At 72.1% G+C, this 17,418-nt stretch carries 16 protein-coding genes; 10 read left to right on the top strand and 6 right to left on the bottom strand.

From position 1 onward, the window contains the following. The first annotated feature begins 37 nt into the window (after nucleotides 1-37). Nucleotides 38-1,549 carry a hypothetical protein gene (locus ACFYY7_RS28780; RefSeq protein ID WP_388665832.1) on the top strand — a complete coding sequence of 504 codons (1,512 nt, stop codon included), beginning with the start codon at nucleotides 38-40 and terminating at the stop codon, nucleotides 1,547-1,549. Here the strand turns inward: ACFYY7_RS28780 and ACFYY7_RS28775 are convergent. Genes ACFYY7_RS28775 through ACFYY7_RS28765 form a run of 3 tightly spaced genes read right to left on the bottom strand, consistent with a single transcriptional unit; the run spans nucleotide 1,512 to nucleotide 5,691 of the window. Continuing rightward, nucleotides 1,512-2,762 (bottom strand): hypothetical protein, encoded by a 1,251-nt coding sequence (locus ACFYY7_RS28775; RefSeq protein ID WP_388665830.1) that lies wholly within the window; start codon nucleotides 2,760-2,762, stop codon nucleotides 1,512-1,514. The two genes, ACFYY7_RS28780 and ACFYY7_RS28775, sit on opposite strands and share 38 nt — an antisense overlap. Further along, complete coding sequence (locus ACFYY7_RS28770; protein ID WP_388665828.1) at nucleotides 2,759-4,429, bottom strand: lipopolysaccharide biosynthesis protein; 1,671 nt, start codon at nucleotides 4,427-4,429, stop codon at nucleotides 2,759-2,761. The genes ACFYY7_RS28775 and ACFYY7_RS28770 overlap by 4 nt, the downstream gene beginning before the upstream one ends. Continuing rightward, the gene (locus ACFYY7_RS28765) at nucleotides 4,426-5,691 is read right to left on the bottom strand and encodes a glycosyltransferase (protein WP_388665826.1); all 1,266 of its coding nucleotides are present in this window, start codon (nucleotides 5,689-5,691) and stop codon (nucleotides 4,426-4,428) included. Before ACFYY7_RS28765 ends, ACFYY7_RS28770 begins: the two co-directional genes overlap by 4 nt. A gap of 235 nt (nucleotides 5,692-5,926) precedes the next feature. On the opposite strand from ACFYY7_RS28765, the gene ACFYY7_RS28760 reads away from it, so the two are divergent. Continuing rightward, nucleotides 5,927-6,367 (top strand): adenylyltransferase/cytidyltransferase family protein, encoded by a 441-nt coding sequence (locus ACFYY7_RS28760; RefSeq protein WP_388665824.1) that lies wholly within the window; start codon nucleotides 5,927-5,929, stop codon nucleotides 6,365-6,367. Here ACFYY7_RS28760 and ACFYY7_RS28755 read toward each other — a convergent pair. Next, on the bottom strand, nucleotides 6,342-7,073 hold the full coding sequence (locus ACFYY7_RS28755; protein WP_388665823.1) for a CDP-alcohol phosphatidyltransferase family protein: 732 nt from the start codon (nucleotides 7,071-7,073) through the stop codon (nucleotides 6,342-6,344). The genes ACFYY7_RS28760 and ACFYY7_RS28755 overlap by 26 nt on opposite strands. 186 nt (nucleotides 7,074-7,259) lie before the next feature. After that, a complete protein-coding gene (locus ACFYY7_RS28750; RefSeq protein WP_388665821.1) occupies nucleotides 7,260-7,955 on the bottom strand; it encodes a ribonuclease H in 696 nt (231 codons plus the stop codon). A 130-nt stretch (nucleotides 7,956-8,085) separates the two neighbouring features. On the opposite strand from ACFYY7_RS28750, the gene ACFYY7_RS28745 reads away from it, so the two are divergent. Continuing rightward, nucleotides 8,086-8,277 carry a DUF6381 family protein gene (locus ACFYY7_RS28745; RefSeq protein WP_388665819.1) on the top strand — a complete coding sequence of 64 codons (192 nt, stop codon included), beginning with the start codon at nucleotides 8,086-8,088 and terminating at the stop codon, nucleotides 8,275-8,277. Between the two features lie 141 nt (nucleotides 8,278-8,418). Here ACFYY7_RS28745 and ACFYY7_RS28740 read toward each other — a convergent pair whose 3' ends face one another. Then, nucleotides 8,419-8,985 (bottom strand): nucleoside deaminase, encoded by a 567-nt coding sequence (locus ACFYY7_RS28740; RefSeq protein WP_356085329.1) that lies wholly within the window; start codon nucleotides 8,983-8,985, stop codon nucleotides 8,419-8,421. Between the two features lie 107 nt (nucleotides 8,986-9,092). Between ACFYY7_RS28740 and ACFYY7_RS28735 the strand changes: the two genes are divergently transcribed. From ACFYY7_RS28735 to ACFYY7_RS28705, 7 genes are all read left to right on the top strand, one after another. Beyond that, nucleotides 9,093-10,058: an antibiotic biosynthesis monooxygenase gene (locus ACFYY7_RS28735; RefSeq protein WP_388665817.1), complete on the top strand. Its 966-nt coding sequence runs from the start codon at nucleotides 9,093-9,095 to the stop codon at nucleotides 10,056-10,058. A gap of 128 nt (nucleotides 10,059-10,186) precedes the next feature. Beyond that, nucleotides 10,187-11,161: a PmoA family protein gene (locus ACFYY7_RS28730; protein WP_388665815.1), complete on the top strand. Its 975-nt coding sequence runs from the start codon at nucleotides 10,187-10,189 to the stop codon at nucleotides 11,159-11,161. Nucleotides 11,162-11,375: 214 nt separating this feature from the next. Further along, nucleotides 11,376-12,446, top strand: coding sequence for a LacI family DNA-binding transcriptional regulator (locus ACFYY7_RS28725; protein WP_388665813.1), 1,071 nt, complete (start codon nucleotides 11,376-11,378; stop codon nucleotides 12,444-12,446). Between the two features lie 179 nt (nucleotides 12,447-12,625). Beyond that, entirely contained in the window at nucleotides 12,626-13,798 is a 1,173-nt protein-coding gene (locus ACFYY7_RS28720) for a GntR family transcriptional regulator (RefSeq protein WP_388665811.1), read from the top strand. Between the two features lie 14 nt (nucleotides 13,799-13,812). After that, nucleotides 13,813-15,447: an FAD-dependent oxidoreductase gene (locus tag ACFYY7_RS28715; RefSeq protein WP_388665809.1), complete on the top strand. Its 1,635-nt coding sequence runs from the start codon at nucleotides 13,813-13,815 to the stop codon at nucleotides 15,445-15,447. Nucleotides 15,448-15,547: 100 nt separating this feature from the next. After that, on the top strand, nucleotides 15,548-16,657 hold the full coding sequence (locus tag ACFYY7_RS28710) for a Gfo/Idh/MocA family protein (protein ID WP_388665807.1): 1,110 nt from the start codon (nucleotides 15,548-15,550) through the stop codon (nucleotides 16,655-16,657). After that, a complete protein-coding gene (locus ACFYY7_RS28705; protein ID WP_388665805.1) occupies nucleotides 16,654-17,379 on the top strand; it encodes a polysaccharide deacetylase family protein in 726 nt (241 codons plus the stop codon). The genes ACFYY7_RS28710 and ACFYY7_RS28705 overlap by 4 nt, the downstream gene beginning before the upstream one ends. Nucleotides 17,380-17,418: the final 39 nt, after the last annotated feature.

The following is a 17,418-nucleotide window of genomic DNA, read 5'->3' as shown; positions in this document are numbered from 1 at the left end:
GTTAGAGTGTTCACAGGTCCACGGAAACGGGGAGCACATGACGTCCGTGCACGAGGCGGCGCCGTCCGCGCCCGTACCGGAGCACGGCCCGCGGGAGCCGGGCCACGCGCAGGCCGGGCCCGGTTCGTGGGCGATGCTCTCGCGCGCCCTGGCCGTGCCCCTCATCCTCGCCCTGGTCTGTTTCCTGCCCGCGGTGATCGCCGCGCAGCCCGGCACCGGGGTCCGCGACACCGCGTACTGGCTGCAGCTGGTGCTGACCTGTTATGCGGGGATCCGGCTCGCGACCATGGTCCTTTCCACCCGGCGGCGCCTGTTGCAGGGCATCTTCTGGATGTTCGTCTACATCGCGATGGGCGTGGCGCCGTTCGCCCAGGCCGTCATCGGTCAGACGCCCACCCCGATGGTCGGGCCGCGGTCGGATCTGGTGACGGCCGTCGCGCTGATCCTGGTGGGCTGCGCCGCGTTCGATCTGGGGGCCCTGCTGGCGTCGCGGCGGCCGCTGCGGCGGCGGGTCGCCGCGCGTTCCGGGGGCCGCCCGGCGGTGGCACACCCGGGGCGGCTCGGGCTGCTGGTTCTGCTGGCCTTCGCGGCGAGCGGCTACTACATCCTGAAGGTCGGCGGGCCGGCGGTCTTCTTCACCAGCCGTCAGGAGATCAGTGCCTCGGTGGCGGGGAGCGGGGTGGGGTCGGACGGGTCCAATGTGGGGTCGGCCTTCCTCAAGGGCTTCGGCACGGTGCCCGCGCTGCTGGCGCTGCTCTTCTTCACCCGTCGTCTGGTGACCTCGCGCGCGGCCCGGCGCTCCCCGTCGGCGGTGCTGGTCTGGGCCGGGCTGTTCGTCCTCAATGTGATCGTCAACAACCCGGTCTCCAGCGCCCGTTACTGGTTCCTGACGGTACTGGTCTCGCTGCTTTTCACCGCCTTCCCGAGCAGCGCGGCGATGTACCGCTCGGTGCTGGCCATGGGGGTGGTCGGGGCGTTGGTGCTGTTCCCCTACGCGGACCGGTTCCGGTACGACAGCGCCGGGTACCGGCCGGTGGACTCGTCGTCGGTCTTCGAGCCGCTGGCCACCAAGGACTACGACCAGACGGTGATGTTCGCCAACACGATCACCTGGGTCGACACCCGCGGCCACACCTACGGGCGTCAACTGGCGGGCTCCGCACTCTTCTTCGTGCCCCGGTCGGTGTGGAGCGGCAAGCCGGAGGACACGGGGGTGCGCGTCGGTCAGTGGATGGGGATGAACATGACCAACCTGTCGGCGCCGCTGTGGACCGAGCTGTGGGTCGACTTCGGTGCGCCGGGCATGGTCGGTGGTCTCGCGCTGATCGGGTACGCCGCCGCCCGTACCGACCGGCGGTACGCGCGGGCCGTCTCGCGGGACGGTCCGGGGCCCGGCAGCGTCCTGGCGGTCACCGCTCCGCTGGTCGCCGGGTACGCCTTCATCCTGTTGCGCGGTCCGCTGCTGCAGTCCGTCGGCAAGCTGGCCGTCGCGGCGCTCTGTCTGCTGCTGGTCACGAGCTTTCGCCGGGACGGGCGGCGCCCGCGCTGAGGGGTGCCCGCGCCGCGGCGGTGCGGTTCGCGAGCCGGGCCACTCTGGTCCAGGTGGCCACCGCCTTGCACCCGGAGCCCAGGCACAGGCCCCAGGCCGCGCCCGGGACCCCGCCCAGCGCATAGCCGCCGGTGAGGAAGGCGACGGAGGCGAGGGAGAAGATCACCTGGATGGCGAGCGTGGTGCGCGGGTCGAGCATCCGCAGGGCCAGCAGCCCGCAGGTACCGACCGCCATCGCCGCGTACTGGCTGCCGGTCGCCGGGAGCAGGGCGGCGGCCGTGGGCCAGGTGTCGCCCAGCAGCCGGCGTCCGACCGGGTCGGGCAGCAGGGCCAGTACGGTGGCCCAGGCGGCGGCGCCCGCCGCGAGGACGGCCGCGAGCACGGCGGCGGCCCGCACCCTGCGCCGTTCGCCGGCGAGTCTGCCCAGCAGGGGCGGGCCGAAGCCGGTGGCCGAGGTGAACAGCACGTTCAGCGGCCCGAACAGGGTGGTCGCGCCGCGCAGCGCGCCGACCACCAGCGGGTTGCCGACCGCGCCGAGTCCGAGCACGGAGAGCTGGCCGGTGGCGTTGCCCACCGCGAACTCCACCACGAAGCGCCGCCCGAGGTGGCCCCGCCGCAGCAGGACCCCCGGCCGCACCGGCGCCCCGGCCACCCTCCGGTGCAGCAGGGCGGCCGACAGGATCAGGGCCGGCAGCGCGGCGAGCCCCCACACCGTGACGAGCCGGGCGGCGGGGGCGCCATGCGGTTGCAGGGCCAACGCGCCCAGTACGCAGACCAGTCGCAGGACGTCGCCCGCCAGCGCCAGATGCGGCAGGTGCAGGGTGGAGAAGGCATAACGCACGGTGTCCTGGCCCAGCACCACCGGCAGGACGAACCCCAGCGCCATCAGGGCGTCCGCGGTGGCGCCCGGCACCAGCAGGCAGACCCCGGCCAGGGCCGCGCCGAGCACCGCCGCCGCGAGCAGGGTGAACGCCACCGCCGACCGGCAGGCGCCGCGCACCTCCTCGCTCCCGCCGCGCCGCAGCACGAGCGGCTGCCCGGTGTGGGCGCCGGACACGCCCAGCAGCACCGTGAAGACGAGGTAGACCGCCGAGAAGCGGGCGAACTCCGCCACGGTGGAGAGCCGGGCGGCCGTCACCAGCACCAGGATGTTGGTGAGCGCTGCCACGCCCTGGTCCGCGACCGAGCAGACGATCGCGGTACGTGCCCTCATCTGTGTCCGGCGGTGGAGTCGAAGGGGCGCAGCCCCAGCGTCTCGGCGGGATCACCGGTGTGTTCCGGCCCGCTGCCCGCTTCGTCCCGGGCCGGCCGGCTGCCCGGCCGGCGCTTGGCGGCCTTCCGGCGGGCCCGGCGCTCGTGGCGGCTCAGGCCGGGGTGCAGCAGGGCGCCGAGCACGGAGCCGCCCGCGGCCCCGATGATCTCCCGGATCCGCTCCAGGTCGCTGCGGTGGACCTCGCGCGGGTCGCAGACCACCACGACGCTCTCCACCCTGTCGATCAGAGCGACGGCGTCGGCGTACGACAGTACGGGCGGGGCCAGCACGATGACGACGGCGTCGGGCCGGTCGCCCTCGGCGACGATCCGGCCGACGGGTGCCGATGTCAGGGCACGCGGCACGTTGTCCGTACGCCGGCCCGCTATCAGGGTGAAGGCGCCCGACCCGGGTACGTCCACGTTCATCTGGCTGTCCGACGGCCAGGCGCGCCGGCCCCGGGTCGCCCAGCGCGGCCGGGAACCCTGCGCCGCCGGGCCAAGGTCCCCGGCCAGTGCGGGCGTGCGCAGATCGGCCTCGACCAGGATCACGTCGCGTCCCATCTCGGCGAAGGCCGCGGCCAGGTTGGCCGCGGCGGCGGCCGCCGCCGCGCCGTCCCCGCGCGGGGCGGTGACCAGGAGCCTGCGCCGCTCGGCGAACGACGGATCGTAGGCGAGCCGGAAGGCGACCGCGCGGTACTCCTCGGCGAGCCTGCTCCCGCTCCGCCCGATGGCCAGCAGCGAGCCGCCGTACGCACGCTCCCTGGGCAGGGTGCCGAGCAGGGGTGCGCCGAGCGAACCGACCAGTTCCCGGGTCGAGCGCACGGCCGGGTCGAAGACCAGGCGGACCCAGGACAGCAGCAGTCCCAGTGCGAGTCCGACGACACCGCCGAGCCCCAGCAGCAGGGGCAGTCCGGCGCCGGTGGGCTCGCTCGGGGCGGTGGGCTTCTTCGTCAGGTAGCCGGGGGTGGTGTCCAGTGCGCGCAGCTCGGAGATCTTCCGGCTGAGTTCGGAGATCGCGACCACGAGGTTGGCCCGTGCGCTGGTCACGTCGTTGCTGCTGCCGGTCTGCGCCGCCAGCTGGTCGCGCTGTTCGGTGAGCGGGGTCAGCTGGGCGCGGTAGCCGTCGACCATGTGGGCGATGCTGTTCTCGGTGCGCTGGCGGCGGATCTCCAGGTAGGCGTCGGCGAGCGCCTGGGCCCGTGCCTTCGCCAGTGCGGGGGTGCGGCCGGTGTAGGCGAAGCGGAGCACGAGGGTGTTGGGCGGGTTGGTGACCTGGAGGCCGGAGAGCAGCGGCCCGACCGCCACCCGGTCGCCCTGTCCGGCCAGGGTGGTGACGGCCAGGGTGCCCACGGTGTCGCTGACGGCGGTCTGCCGCTCGGAGCCGATGTTGATGCCCTTGTCGGCGGAGGCACCGGCGGCGAACGGGTCCGAGGCGGCGGAACGTACGACGACCTCCCCGGTCGATGTGTAGCTCTCCTCGCCGCTCAGCGCGAGCCAGCCGCCCCCGACCAGCCCGACGACCACGCCGAGGGCGAGCAGGGCCCGGTAGCGCAGGAGCTGGCGGAACTGGTCCCTCAGCAGGGCGGGTTCGTCCTGGTCCTCCAGGGCGCGGATCGGCTGGTTCATCTGCGTGGTCTCCCTTCGGCGTCCGCGAGGACCTCGGTGAGCAGGGCGTCGAAGCGGGCCAGGCCCGCCTCGCGGCCCAGGTGACGTGCGACGTACTGGGGTCCGTTGGCCCCGAGCGCGTCCGCCCCGGCCGGCGCCTCGACGAGCTTGCGCACGGCCGACAGCAGCGCCGCGGGGTCCTCCGGGGCGACGAGGAGCCCGGCGCCGGACCGCTGGACCTCCTGCGCGGTGCCTCCCCCTTCGGCGACCGAGGCCACCACGGGCCGGCCCGAGACGAAGTAGGAGGTGAGTTTCGAGGGGACGCTCATGTCGAGCACGGAGGCCCGCTGGGTCACCGCGAGCACGTCGGCGGCGGCGAGGATGTCCGTGAACTCGCCCGCGTCGGCCGGGGGCAGGATGTCGAGGTTGCGCAACCCCGCCGCGCGCGCCTGCAGCGCCTCGCGCTGATTCCCGTCGCCCATGAGCACCACGCGGATCTCCGGCGCGAGCCGGGCCGCGTCGACGAGGACCTCCAGGCCCTGTTTGAGCCCCATGTTCCCGGAGTGCAGGACCACCGGGGTGCCCTCGCTCCAGCCGAGGCGCGCCCTGGTCCCGGCCCGGTCGGCGGAAGGGGCCCGCACATGCGACCAGTTGGGCACCGTACGGATGCGTCCCGGGTCCACGCCGTACGCGGTGACGCGGGGCACGAAGCTCTCGTGGATGACGCCGACGAGGGCCGCGGAGCGCAGCGCGTACCCTTCGGCGGCCGAGGCGACGGCTGCCGCACGGTCGCCGCCCCGGATGCCGCTCTGCGCGGCGGCGGCGCCCATCAGATCCTGCACGACGGGTATGTACGGGACCCGGTGGCGGCCGGCCAGCCGGGCACCGATGACGCCCCCGGCGAGACTGGGCACCTGCGAGAAAACCGCGTCGGGCGGGCTGGAGGCGGGCGGCGACAGCAGACCGTGCCCCAGCACCGTCGCCTCGAACGCGGCTCTGCGCAGGGCCGTCTGACGGGACGGCACATAGTGTCTTCGCCGGTGCACGGTGACCCCAGCCCGCTTCTCGGCGACCCGCCACACCCCCCGGTACTCCGCTTCGGTCCGCCAGGACGGGTAGTGCGGCATCCCGGTCAGTACGTGGGTGTCCGCCCCGGCCGCCGCCCAGTGCTCGGCGAGCTGCGCGGCGTACGGGCCGATGCCCGTCAGCTCCGGCGCGTAGTTCGTCGAGACGACCAGCAGGGTACGGCCCTCGAACGGCTTGTGACGATCGGCATCGGACATGGAAGCTCGCCTTCCCCCCGGAACATTCGGTGTTCCCCCAAGGAACAGCCCCCAGACTCCCCTCCGGGAACAGCCCCAAAAGCGAGCTTATCCGTTCACGAGATGCGCAAGTGGTCTTCACAGTAAGGTCGTTGCTCCATCAACACCGATACCGATATCCCACCGCACCGGATGGCATGTCCGGACAACTGCTGCGGGACACGGACATCACGTTCACCGTGGGGGGAGAGAACGGATGGTGCACAGGGTCGGCTACGCGCCGGGGGTCTACGACCTCTTCCATGTGGGACACCTCAACATCCTGCGGCACGCCCGCAGTCAGTGCGACTACCTCGTCGCCGGGGTCGTCTCGGACGAGATGGCCGCGCTCGCCAAGGGCCATCGGCCGGTGATTCCGCTGCCGGAGCGCCTGGAGATCGTACGCAGCGTGCGCTACGTGGACGCGGCGTTCGTCGAGACGGTGCCCGACAAGGTCGAGACCTGGCAGCAGGTGAGGTTCGACGTGATCTTCAAGGGGGACGACTGGCGGGACACGGAGAAGGGCGAACGGCTGGAACGCGACTTCGCCGAGGTCGGCGTGGAGGTCGTCTACTTCCCGTACACCGTGCACACGTCCAGCACCCAGCTGCGCCGGGCGCTGGACACACTCGTCAGTCGGCAGTCCGGAGCGCTCTGAGCTCCGTGAACCACTTGGCGAGGAACATCACCAGGAACAGCGCGTGCACGGCGGCGAGCACCGCGTAGCCGATGCGGAACGCGGTGCGGTCGCCGAGGAGCAGGAACACCAGGCAGAACACTCCGTAGTCGGCGGGCAGCAGCGCCACGGCCCGTAGCCGGGACACCGGGGCGGTGGCCCCGGCGCCGGGCACGGGCCGGGCGGCCGCCTTCCCCAGCTGTTCGCGCAGCAGCCCCGCGCAGAACGTAAGCACCGCCGTGAACAGGAAACCCAGCGGCAGGAGCAGCCACCCCTCGCCGGGCACTCCGGAGAATCTCTGGAAGGAGATCAGCACGGCGGTGTGCACGAGGATCATCTTGGCGCAGTCCACGACATGGTCCAGCCACTCGCCGTCCGGGCCTCCCCCGCCGGTGAGTCTGGCCAGCTGCCCGTCGGCCGAATCGAGGGCGAAGCCGATGGCGAGCCCCGCGTACACCGCGACCGCGAGACCGGCGGAGGGGCGGACGAGCGCCACCGAGGCGATCGCGGCGAACGTGAAGGCCGCACTGATCAACGTGACTTGATTGGGCGTCAACCCCATCCGGTACGCACCGGCCGCGAGGACCCGGCCCGCCGGCCGGTTCACGTACCGCGAGTAGAGCGACACCCCCTTGGCCGTCTTCTGCGCGCCGCGCAGCTCACGCAGGACCGTGCCCTTGCTTCCCATCCGCCCCCCAGCGTCCCACCATTGCGAGCGGCGTCGGCATCGCCCCCCAGGAATGCGCGGACACCGCCACCGGATGCGCATCATGGCACGCGGACCCGGTCGCGCGGGGGCATCGGGCGCACCCGACCTCGATCCGCCGGACGGGCACTGCCCCACCCGGCGGCCCGCTCCGGGCGGCAACGCTCCTCAGGCGGGGGCGGTGCGGCACTCCGGGTGGCCCCAGCCGTTGGGGTTCTTGGCGATCAGGTCCTGTGCCGCGTAGGGCTTTCCGCAGTGGCAGCGGCCCGCGAACCTGGCCTTGATGGTGCCGCCGGAACGGGCGGGACGTGCCGCGCCCGCCGCCTTCTTCGTCGCCGCGCCGGCACGTCGGCCCTCGGTCGCCCGAGCCGGGGCCGGTGTGGGCAGCTGCGTGGAGCCGTGCGCGGTTCCGGCCGGCCGCTGGGCCACCGCGGCCTCGCTGGCCGCCTGGTCGGCGATTGCGTTGAGCGGGTCGCCGTCCACCTGGTGGGCCGGGACGTAGGTGAAGCGCACGGTCCGTCCGGTCAGCCGGGCGTCGATGGCGACCACCAGGTCACGGTTGGCCACCGGCTTGCCGGCCGAGGTCTTCCAGCCGTTGCGCTTCCACCCCGGCAGCCACTTGGTCACCGCGTTCATCGCGTACTGCGAGTCCATCCGTACCTCGATCGCCACGGCGGGGTCCGTCGACTCCAACAGCTGCCGCAGCGCGGTGAGTTCGGCGACGTTGTTGGTCGCGGTGCCCAGCGGTCCCGCTTCCCAGCGCTCGGGCCGGCCCTGCGTGTCGGCCACGACCCATGCCCAGGCCGCGGGTCCCGGATTGCCCTTGGACGCCCCGTCACACGCGGCGATGATGCTCTCGTTCATGCCTTTGATCATGCCAGCGTCGCGACACCCCCCGGAGCCTGTCACTCCGAGTGACGATTCAAGGTGCGGCGACCCGGCGGCGCTGGTTCTCTGATGGAGCCCGCTCTTCCCAACCGCACAAGGAGCGATGATGAGCGTTGCACGTGAATCCGGTGACCGTGCGCAGCAGCTGCGTGACAAGGCCCGGCACATGACCGAGGCTGCCGAGCGCACCACCGACCCTGAGCAGCGCCAGCGGCTCCAGGAGAAGGCCCGGAAGCTGCAGGAGCAGTGCGACCAGCAGGGCAACATGGGCGGCGGAAGCATCCGTCCGCCCAAGTAGGACCCGCCCCGCACCAGCGGCCGACGTCCTGCCGCTCTTCCATGAGTGTGCGGCAAGACGTCGGCCGCCGTGCCGTGCCGGCTCCGCAGGCCGGCCGGCATCCCCGGTTCCCCGGTCCCCTGGTCTTCGGTCGCTGCTTCTTCAGTAGGGGTGCTTGTTCGCCCTGTCCGCCCAGGCCCGGTAGGACGTGGTCCCCAGTTCGGGATGGATCTGTTCGAGCGTGATACTGCGCCGGTCCGGCGGCTTGGCGAAGTCCTCGTACTGGAAAGCGTCGTCGAAACCGATCTCCTGGGTCGCCTTCCAGTCACAGCTGTAGTAGACGGCACCGATACGGGCCCAGTAGATGGCGCTCATACACATCGGGCACGGGGCCCCGCTCGTGTAGATCGTGCACCCCTGCAGCATCCGGGCACGCTCCGGCACGACATCGGGCGAGCCCTCGGGGCGCGGCACCAGTTTGAGCGTGTACCGGTCCAGGTACGCCTCGGAGATGCTGGGGGCCTCGGGATTGAAGACCTGAATAGCCTTGCGGATGGCTTCCACCTCGCCGTGAGCGGTCGGATCGGCGGTGAGCAGTACCCGGTTCTGCCCACGCGCGATGATCTCGCCGTCCTTGGTGATCACCGCGCCGAACGGCCCGCCCCAGCCCTCCTCGACAGACTCGGTGGCCAGCCGCACGGCTTCGGCCATGAATTCCTTGTGCCCCATCACGGAACCCCTCTTCATCCGGCGCCCGCCCTCCTGGCACGACCACCTTTCGGGGCCAAAAATGCCCTATTTGTCCGATAACTCCCTTTAGAACTAGACTACTCCGCATGAGTACCCGTGCAAGCCCCGACCCCGGCGGCAGTGCCACGGTCGTCATTTCCCAGAGGGTCCGGGCCGGCCGGAACGACGACTACAGACGCTGGCAGGAGAGGGCCAACGAAGTCGTGCGGGGTTTCGACGGGTTCCAGGGGACGGAGATGTACCCACCGGCTTCCGGTGACGAGAACGAGTGGGTCGTCGTATTCCGTTTCTCCCGCCTCGAACAGCTCACGCGCTGGCTGGAGTCGGCAGCGCGTCAGCAACTCCTCGACGAGGGCCTTCCGTTGTTCGACGGACCGGCCACGCAGGAGGTGCTCTCCGGCGGGACGCCGACCGACGACGTCGTCACGGCCGTGATCTCGCACGATGTGCGACCGGGTCACGAGCAGGACTTCCTGCACTGGCAGTCCAAGATCCTCAAGGAGCAGGAGAAGCAACCGGGTTTCATGGGGTCCGAGTTGTTCAGACCGGTGAAGGGCATCCAGGACCGCTGGGTGGTGGCCTTCCGGTTCGACACCCGGGAACACTTGGAGGCATGGCTCGCATCCGATGCCCGCCGGCGGCTCGTCGAGGAAGGTCACGGCCATTTCGACTCCTACGACGTACGCAAGATCGGCTCGGCGTTCGGCGGCTGGTTCCGCTTCGGGTCGGGCCCGCAGGAGGGCGTGCCGCCCAACTGGAAGCAGGCCATGTCCGTGGTGCTGGCGCTGTATCCGACGGTGATGATTCTGGAGCTGACGGCAGGTGACTGGTTCAAGCACCTGGGGGTGCCGGGGTACGTCGCACTGTTCCTCAGCAATGTACTGAGCGTGAGCATCCTGACCTGGCTGCTCATGCCACTGGTCAACCGGGCACTCGCGTTCTGGCTGCTGCCCGGCCGCGCGCGGTCGGTCCGGGTCCATGTGGCCGGGGCCGCCGTCGTGACAGTGTGCTACCTGGTGATCATCACCGTCTTCGGCCTGACCACCGGCTGACCGCGGCACACGCGCACCGCCCCTTCCGCATCGCAGCCGCTCTCGGCCCGCGTTCTTGTTGACGCCCCTCCGGCGCAGGCCCTAAGTTTCGGTAAGCGCTTTCCAGTCGCATCCAGGAGACTCGGGACATGAACAGCCCACTGCGCATCACGCACGCCCACGGCGACCGGATCACGGTCACGGAGGAGCGCGGCGGCATCGATCTGATCAGTTACGTCTACCGCCCGGAAGCGGCCTGGGAGGCCCCCAAGCCGTACATCCACCCCATGCGCACACTGACCGATAACGTTGTCACCGACTATCGGCCCAACGATCACCGCTGGCACAAGGGCCTCCAGATGACGGCCTCCCACCTCTCCGGGCAGAACCTGTGGGGAGGCAACACCTATGTGCACGGCCAGGACTACCTGCCGCTTCCCGAGCGGGTGGGGTCGATGGCGCACATCGGATTCGACGAGATCACGGCGGACGCCGGACACGCGGTCGTCGCGGAGCGGCTGAGCTGGCGCCACAACGACGGCACGCACTGGGCGGACGAGCTGCGCCGGATCGAACTGCACGACGTCGAGCACGCCGGTGCCGGTGCCGGATCCCGCACCGGCACCACGGGGAAGGGCACCGGCGGCAGCTGGACGCTGACCTGGTCCAGCGCGATCACCAACCGGCGTACCGAACCGCTGCTCTTCGGCAGCCCGACGACCCACGGCCGGGAGGCGGCCGGCTACACCGGCCTCTTCTGGCGCGGGCCGCGCGCCTTCCGCGGCGGCCGGATCCTCGGCCCGGACGGGGAGGGCCCGGCGCTGATGGGAACGCAGGCACCCTGGCTGGCCTACAGCGGCGAACACGACGGCGCCGACGGGCACGCCACACTGATCTTCCGGCACGCCCCGGAGAACGATCACACGGGAGCGGGCGGCACCCACCCGGCGCACTGGTTCGTCCGCGACGAGCCCTTCGCCGCGGTCGCCCCCTCCTTCGCGTTCCACGAGGAGCTGGAGCTCGCCCCGGGCGACACCCTGGCCCGCCGCTACCGGGTCACCGTCGCGGACGGGCGGTGGGACCGGGAACGGATCACCGAGTATCTCGCGGAGCACCCGTGGTGAACCCGGACCAGGGCCGTGGCGGCCTGTACGTGGAGCTGTCGCTCACCGGTGCCGAGCGCAGCGTGCGGCCCCGGCTGCGTCCGCCGACCGGGGCCCGGGTGCCGTCCCGGGCCGGTGGCGCGCGGACCGACCTCACGGGCGGGAGGGTGCCTGTGGCCGGTTTCCTATGGCGTGCGCAATGGGAAAACGCTTTCAGTGCGGCTATCGTAGCCCCATGCAGAGCCAGGTCAATCGACGTTCAGCCCGTCCCCGCCCGTCGTCCGCCGTGACGCTCCAGCAGGTCGCGCAGGACGCCGGGGTCTCTCTCGCCACGGCTTCACGCGTCCTCAGCGACAGCGACCGCAACGTCACCCAGGAGCTCCAGGAGCGTGTCCTGGAGGCGGCCGCCCGGCTCCGCTACGTGTCCAACGCACCGGCCCGCGCGCTCGTGCAGTCCACGACGTCCATCGTCGGTCTGGTCGTGCACGACGTGAACGACGCGTACTACTCCGCCATCGCGGCCGGTGTCATGGAGGTCGCCCGCGACCACAAGCTCCTGGTGATGCTGGCGGGCACCTTCCACGAGCCCGGACTCCAGGCGGAGTACGTGGCCCGGCTGCGGGCGCAGCGGGCCCGCGCCGTGGTCCTCGCCGGATCCGGCTTCACCGGCGGGAGCCCCGCGCTCACCCAGGAGCTGGAGGCCTTCGCGGCACAGGGCGGCCGGGTGACCGCCGTCGCGCACCAGGACCTTCCGGTGGACACCATCGTGCCGGGCAACCGCGAGGGCGGCCGGGCGGTCGCCGAGCACCTCGCCGGGCTGGGGCACACCGAGATCGGCGTCATCTGCGGGCCACTGGCCCTGGTCTCCGTGCAGGAACGGCTGCTCGGCTTCCTGGAGCGGGCCGCCGAGCTGGGCGTCGTCGTGCAGGAGCACCACCGCGTGGAGGCCGACTTCACCCGGGAGGGCGGGCGGACCGCGGCGGTGCGGCTGTTCCGCAGGTCGCCGGGGATCACCGCGCTGTTCGCGCTCAACGACGCCATGGCGCTGGGTGCGCTCGCCGCGCTCCGTGACGACCTCGGCCGGAGCGTTCCCTCCGACGTCTCCGTCGTCGGCTTCGACGACCTGCCCGTGGCCTGCGACGTCACGCCCGCGCTGACCACCGTACGGCTGCCGCTGGAGGAGATCGGCCGCCGGGCGCTGCTGCTGGCCCTTGGTGACGCGACGGCTTCGCCGCGCACGCTCGCCGTTCCTTCGCGCCTGGTGGTAAGGGCCAGCACGGCACCGCCGCCCCGCGCGATCGGCTGATCCCGCAGATCAAGGCTCCGTTCGGAACGGCCAGTTGACGCGTCAAAGTTCCAAACACCCTGCTTTACGCACCAAGTTGCCGATCCTTTCCCTGCAACTCCCTTGAAATAATGCATTAACCCCCACCACACTGAGGTCAACGCCGATTGACGCGTCAAATCCGAAAGGGTGGTGGCCGGATGGGTACGTCCGGGCCCAAGTACCAGCGCATCAAGGACGAGTTGCGGGCAGAGGTGGCACGCGACGAGTACGAGGCCGGTGCTCCGTTCATCACTCAGAACCAGCTGCGCGAGCGCTTCCAGGTCAGCTCCACCACCGCCGTCCGGGCGCTCAACGACCTCGTCGCGGAAGGGCTGCTGGTGCGCCGGCGCGGCCAGGGGACCTTTGTCGCCGACCCAGAGGACCGGGCCGCGGAGCCCACCGCGGCGCACCGGACCGGGGTGATCGCCTGCATCATCAGCGGCCAGGGTCCGTACCAGTCGGAGGTGCTGCGCGGGATCGAGTCCGGTTGTTCGAAGCGCGGGATGCGGCTGTTCTTCTCCGACTCCGCCGTCCATATGACCGAGACGGGGCATGCCTCGCACGAAGCCTCGCTGGCCCGCCAGGACCAGGTGCTGCGCCAGGCCGTCGAGGACCGGGTCGAGGGCATCATCCTCTACCCCGTCCAGGGCGTGCCCGATCCCGGCGTGCTCGCCGGGATCAGGCGCCTGCGCATCCCCATGGTCCTGGTCGACCGGTATTTCCCGGGCCTCGCCATCGACGCGGTCACCGCCGACAACTACGACGTCGGCTACCGGCTCACCGAACACCTGCTGGCCGACGGCCACGAGCGGATAGCGACGCTCTGGGGCGAGACGCAGTGCACCAGCGTCCACGACCGGATGACCGGGCACAAGCAGGCGCTGCGCGCCCATGACCAGCCCCTGCTCCCCCAGTTGACCGCGCTGCGTTCGTACACGGCACTGTCCGAGGACGACCGCAAGGAGCTGCTGACCGAGCTGCTCGGCTCGCCCGAGCCGCCGACCGCGCTGCTGTGCGCCCACGGTTTCGCCGTCGCCACCGCGGCCGCCGACCTGGCCGCGCTCGGCGTCGCCGTGCCCGACGAGATCGTGCTGGCCGGTATGGACGACGCCGGCCCCTACGACCTGCTGCCGCTCACCAGCTTCGCCGCCCGGCTCCCCGCCAGGGAGATCGGCCTGCGGGCGGTCGAACAGCTGGCCACCCGGATCGCGGAGCGCGCGGCGGGCGAGGACCCGTACCGGAGCGCCGAGCAGATCGTGCTTCCCGTCCGGATCAGGACGCGCGATTCCGTGCCGGTCCGGCTCCGTACCGTCGCCGCCCGCCGGCCCTGAGGGAGGAGACTCCTGTGTTCGCCGTCCCCACCCCCCGTACCCTCGAACTCGGGACCGATATCCTGGTGGTCGGTGCCGGTCTCGGCGGTCTCGCCGCCGCGCTGACCGCCGCCCGGTTCGGACACCGCGTCGTGCTCACCGAGGCGACCGACTGGCCCGGCGGTCTGTTCACCGCGCAGGCCGTGCCGCTCGCCGACGGACACCGCATCGAACTGGACCCCGTCTCCCCCGGCTACCGCGATCTGCGCGAGCGGATACGCGACTTCTACCGCCGCAACTACCCGCTGTGCCCCGAGCCGTTCGCCGATCCCCTGCTCGACCCCGGCCTCAGTACCACCGGCCATCTCAGCCACGAGCCGCGTGCCGCACTCGCGGTCGTCCAGGAGCTCCTGGCCCCGCACCTCGCCGCCGGCAGGCTCACCCTGCTGCTCGGCCACCGTCCGGTCGCGGCCCAGGCGGACGGCGACCGGGTGACCGCGGTGACCCTGGCGCGGGCGGACGGCCGGCCGCTGACGGTCGGCGCCCGCTACGTCGTCGACGCGACGGACCTGGGCGAGCTGCTCGCCCTCGCGGGCGTCGAGCACGTCACCGGCGCCGAGTCCCGTGAGGAGACCGGCGAGCCGCACGCGCCCGCCGTCGCCGATCCGCTGGACCAGCAGCCGGTCTCCTGGGTCTTCGCCCTGGACCACCGCCCCGGCGAGGACCACACGGTGGACCGGCCGGCCGGCTACGACCGGTGGTCCGACGCCTTCTCCTGGGACACCGCGGAGCCGGGCGGCGGACCGGCCCGCTCCGTGCCGCTGTTCCTGCACGAGCCGGACGACGTCCCGCCCTGGGCGGCACCGCCCAACGACCGCTGGCACCAGCTGCGGGCGCTCGCCCGGAGCCGGTATCTGCCCGGTGCGTTCGACAGCGACATCACCCTGGTCGACTGGGAGCAGACCGCCTACAGCGGGCTCCCGCTCGCCGGTTGTGCGGACGAGGTACGGGCGCGGGCCGAGCAGGAGGCACGCGAGCAGGCCATGTCGTTCCTGTACTGGATGCAGACCCGCGCGCCCAGGCACGACGGCGGTCACGGCTACCCCGAGCTGCGGCTGCGGCCCGATGTCACGGGCACCGGCGACGGGTTCGCCAAGGCCGCCCACGTACGCGAATCCCGGCGCATCCGGGCCGAGTTCACCCTCCTCGAACACCAGCTGACCGCCGAGGCACGGGCCGGGGCACCGGGCGCCGAGACGTTCACGGACAGCGTGGGCACCCTGCGTTCCCGGATCACCCTGCACCCCGGGACGGGGGGCGGCGCGGGGCTGGACCTGGAGTGCCTGCCGTTCCAGCTGCCGCTGGGGTCGCTGCTGCCGGTACGGGTGGAGAATCTGCTCCCCGCCGGACGGAACCTCGGCGCCACCCATCTCAGCGCGCCCGCGCTCGGCGGGCACGCGGGCCAGTGGAGCATCGGTGAGGCGGTCGGCGCACTGGTCTCCTACTGCCTGGAGCACCGGCTGCCGCCGCGTGCGGTCCGCGCGAGCGAGCACCGGCTCGCCTCCTTCCAGGACCGGCTGAGCTCTTCGCTCGGTCTCGCCCTCGACTGGCCGGACCGGCTCCGCACCGGACCCGTGACCAGTGCCGGGGCGCTCTACGCCACCCGCTGACCCGACCCACTGCCCTTCCTTCGGGGAGGGCACTTTCCCCAGCTGCTGGAAAACGCTTACCAATCCCGGCGGCTCACGCCCTCAGCCTGGACGGCCCTCTGTGACTGCGACTCCTTATCGTGTACTGCTCGTCGGCGCGGGCAGCATCGCCCGCGCCGTCCATATGCCGGCGTTCCTCGGACTTCCCTCGGACTTCACGGTGGTGGGGGCCGTGGACGCCGATCCCGCGGCCGCCCGCTCCTTCGCCGCCGACTTCGCGCTCTCCCACCACTCCACCGATCTCGCCGCTTCGCTGGGCGAGCTCCGCCCCGATCTCGTCGTCGTCGCCTCGCCTCCTGTCGCCCACCGGGAGCAGGTTGTCGCCGCGCTGACCGCCGGGGCCTGGGTGTGGTGCGAGAAGCCGCCGGCGCTGAGCCTGGCGGAGTACGACTCCATGACCGCCGCCGAGGGCGAGCAGGGCCCGTACGCCCCGATCGTCTTCCAGCACCGGTTCGGCTCGGGAGCCGAACACGCCAAGGCGCTCATCGCCTCCGGGGAGCTGGGGGCGCCACTGGTCGCCCACTGCCAGACCGCCTGGTACCGCGACGACGCCTACTACGCGGTCCCGTGGCGCGGGAAGTGGGCGACCGAGGGCGCGGGCCCCGCCATGGGGCTCGGCATCCACCAGATCGACCTGCTGCTCGAACTGCTCGGCGACTGGGCGGAGATCCGGGCCATGGCGGGCCGGCTGGCCCGTGACGTGGAGACCGACGACGTCACCACCGCCACCGTGCGCTTCGCCTCGGGCGCGCTGGCCACCGTGGTCAACAGCGCACTCTCGCCACGCCAGTCGAGCCATCTGCGGATCGATCTGCGGGACGCCACGATCGAGCTGAACCATCTCTACGGGTACGGGAACGGGAACTGGACCTACACCCCGGCGCCCGGCGTCGACCCCGGCCGGGCGGGCCGCTGGAACTCCCCGGCCGAGTCCGTCCCGAGCTCGCACTCCGCCCAGCTCCGTTCCCTCCTGGCCGACATGCGGGCGGGGCGCCGCCCCAGGGCGAGCGCCGGGGACGGCCGCCGCTCCCTGGAGCTGATCACCGCGATGTACAAGGCGGCGCTCACCGGTCTCCCGGTCCGGGCCGGCGAGATCGTCCCGGGCGACCCCTTCTACACGGCGCTGCACGGCTCCGTTCCCGGCTGGGCGCCGCAGGAGCCGGGGCGATGACCGCCCGTCCGGACGGCAACTTCGACCGTGCGCTGCTGCTCACCTTCGACGACCGGCACGTGCGCGAGTGGGCCGCGGTCGCGCCGCTGTTCACCTCGTACGGAGCGCGGGTCACCTTCTTCGTCTGCGAGCCCGACCGGCTGGACCGGGACGAGGTGCGGCTGCTGCGCCGGCTCGCGGACGACGGCCACACCGTCGGCTGCCACGGCCTGCGGCACGAGCGCGCACCGGAGTTCGTCGCCGCGCACGGCGCCGGCGCCTACCTCGACCGCGAGGTGGTGCCCGCCCTCGACGCGCTGCGCCGCCTCGGCTTCCCGGCCCGCAGCTTCGCCTACCCGTGCAGCGCCCGCGACGAGGACACCGACCGGCTGCTCCTCACGCTCTTCGGGCGGCTGCGCGGCGGGGTGCCGGTCGCCCGTCGCGCCGACCCGTCCCTCGCGGCCGAACTCCACGTCCCGGCCGGTGACGTCGCCACCCGGCGGATCCTGCCGGGCTGCTCGGTGGACTCCGGGCGCGGGAGTCTCGCGTACGGGGACGATCTGAGCGGCGTCGAGGCGGCGCTGCGCCGGAGCGCCGAGCACGGCGGTGTGACCACGCTCTACGCCCACTGCGTCGCCGACGCCCATCAGGCCAACCATGTGACCCCGGCCCGGCTGGAGAAGCTCCTGGCCACGGCCGACGGGATGTCACTGCCCTGCGTGGGCTTCGACGAGCTCCCGTGAACCACCGACGCGTTGCACACATTTCCTCCAGAGGGGCCC

It is taken from the genome of Streptomyces sp. NPDC001933 (genome assembly GCF_042890955.1).
Lineage (GTDB): Bacteria > Actinomycetota > Actinomycetes > Streptomycetales > Streptomycetaceae > Streptomyces.
Note: the sequence above shows the minus strand (reverse complement) of the source record. Positions and strands in the feature narration are given on the sequence as shown.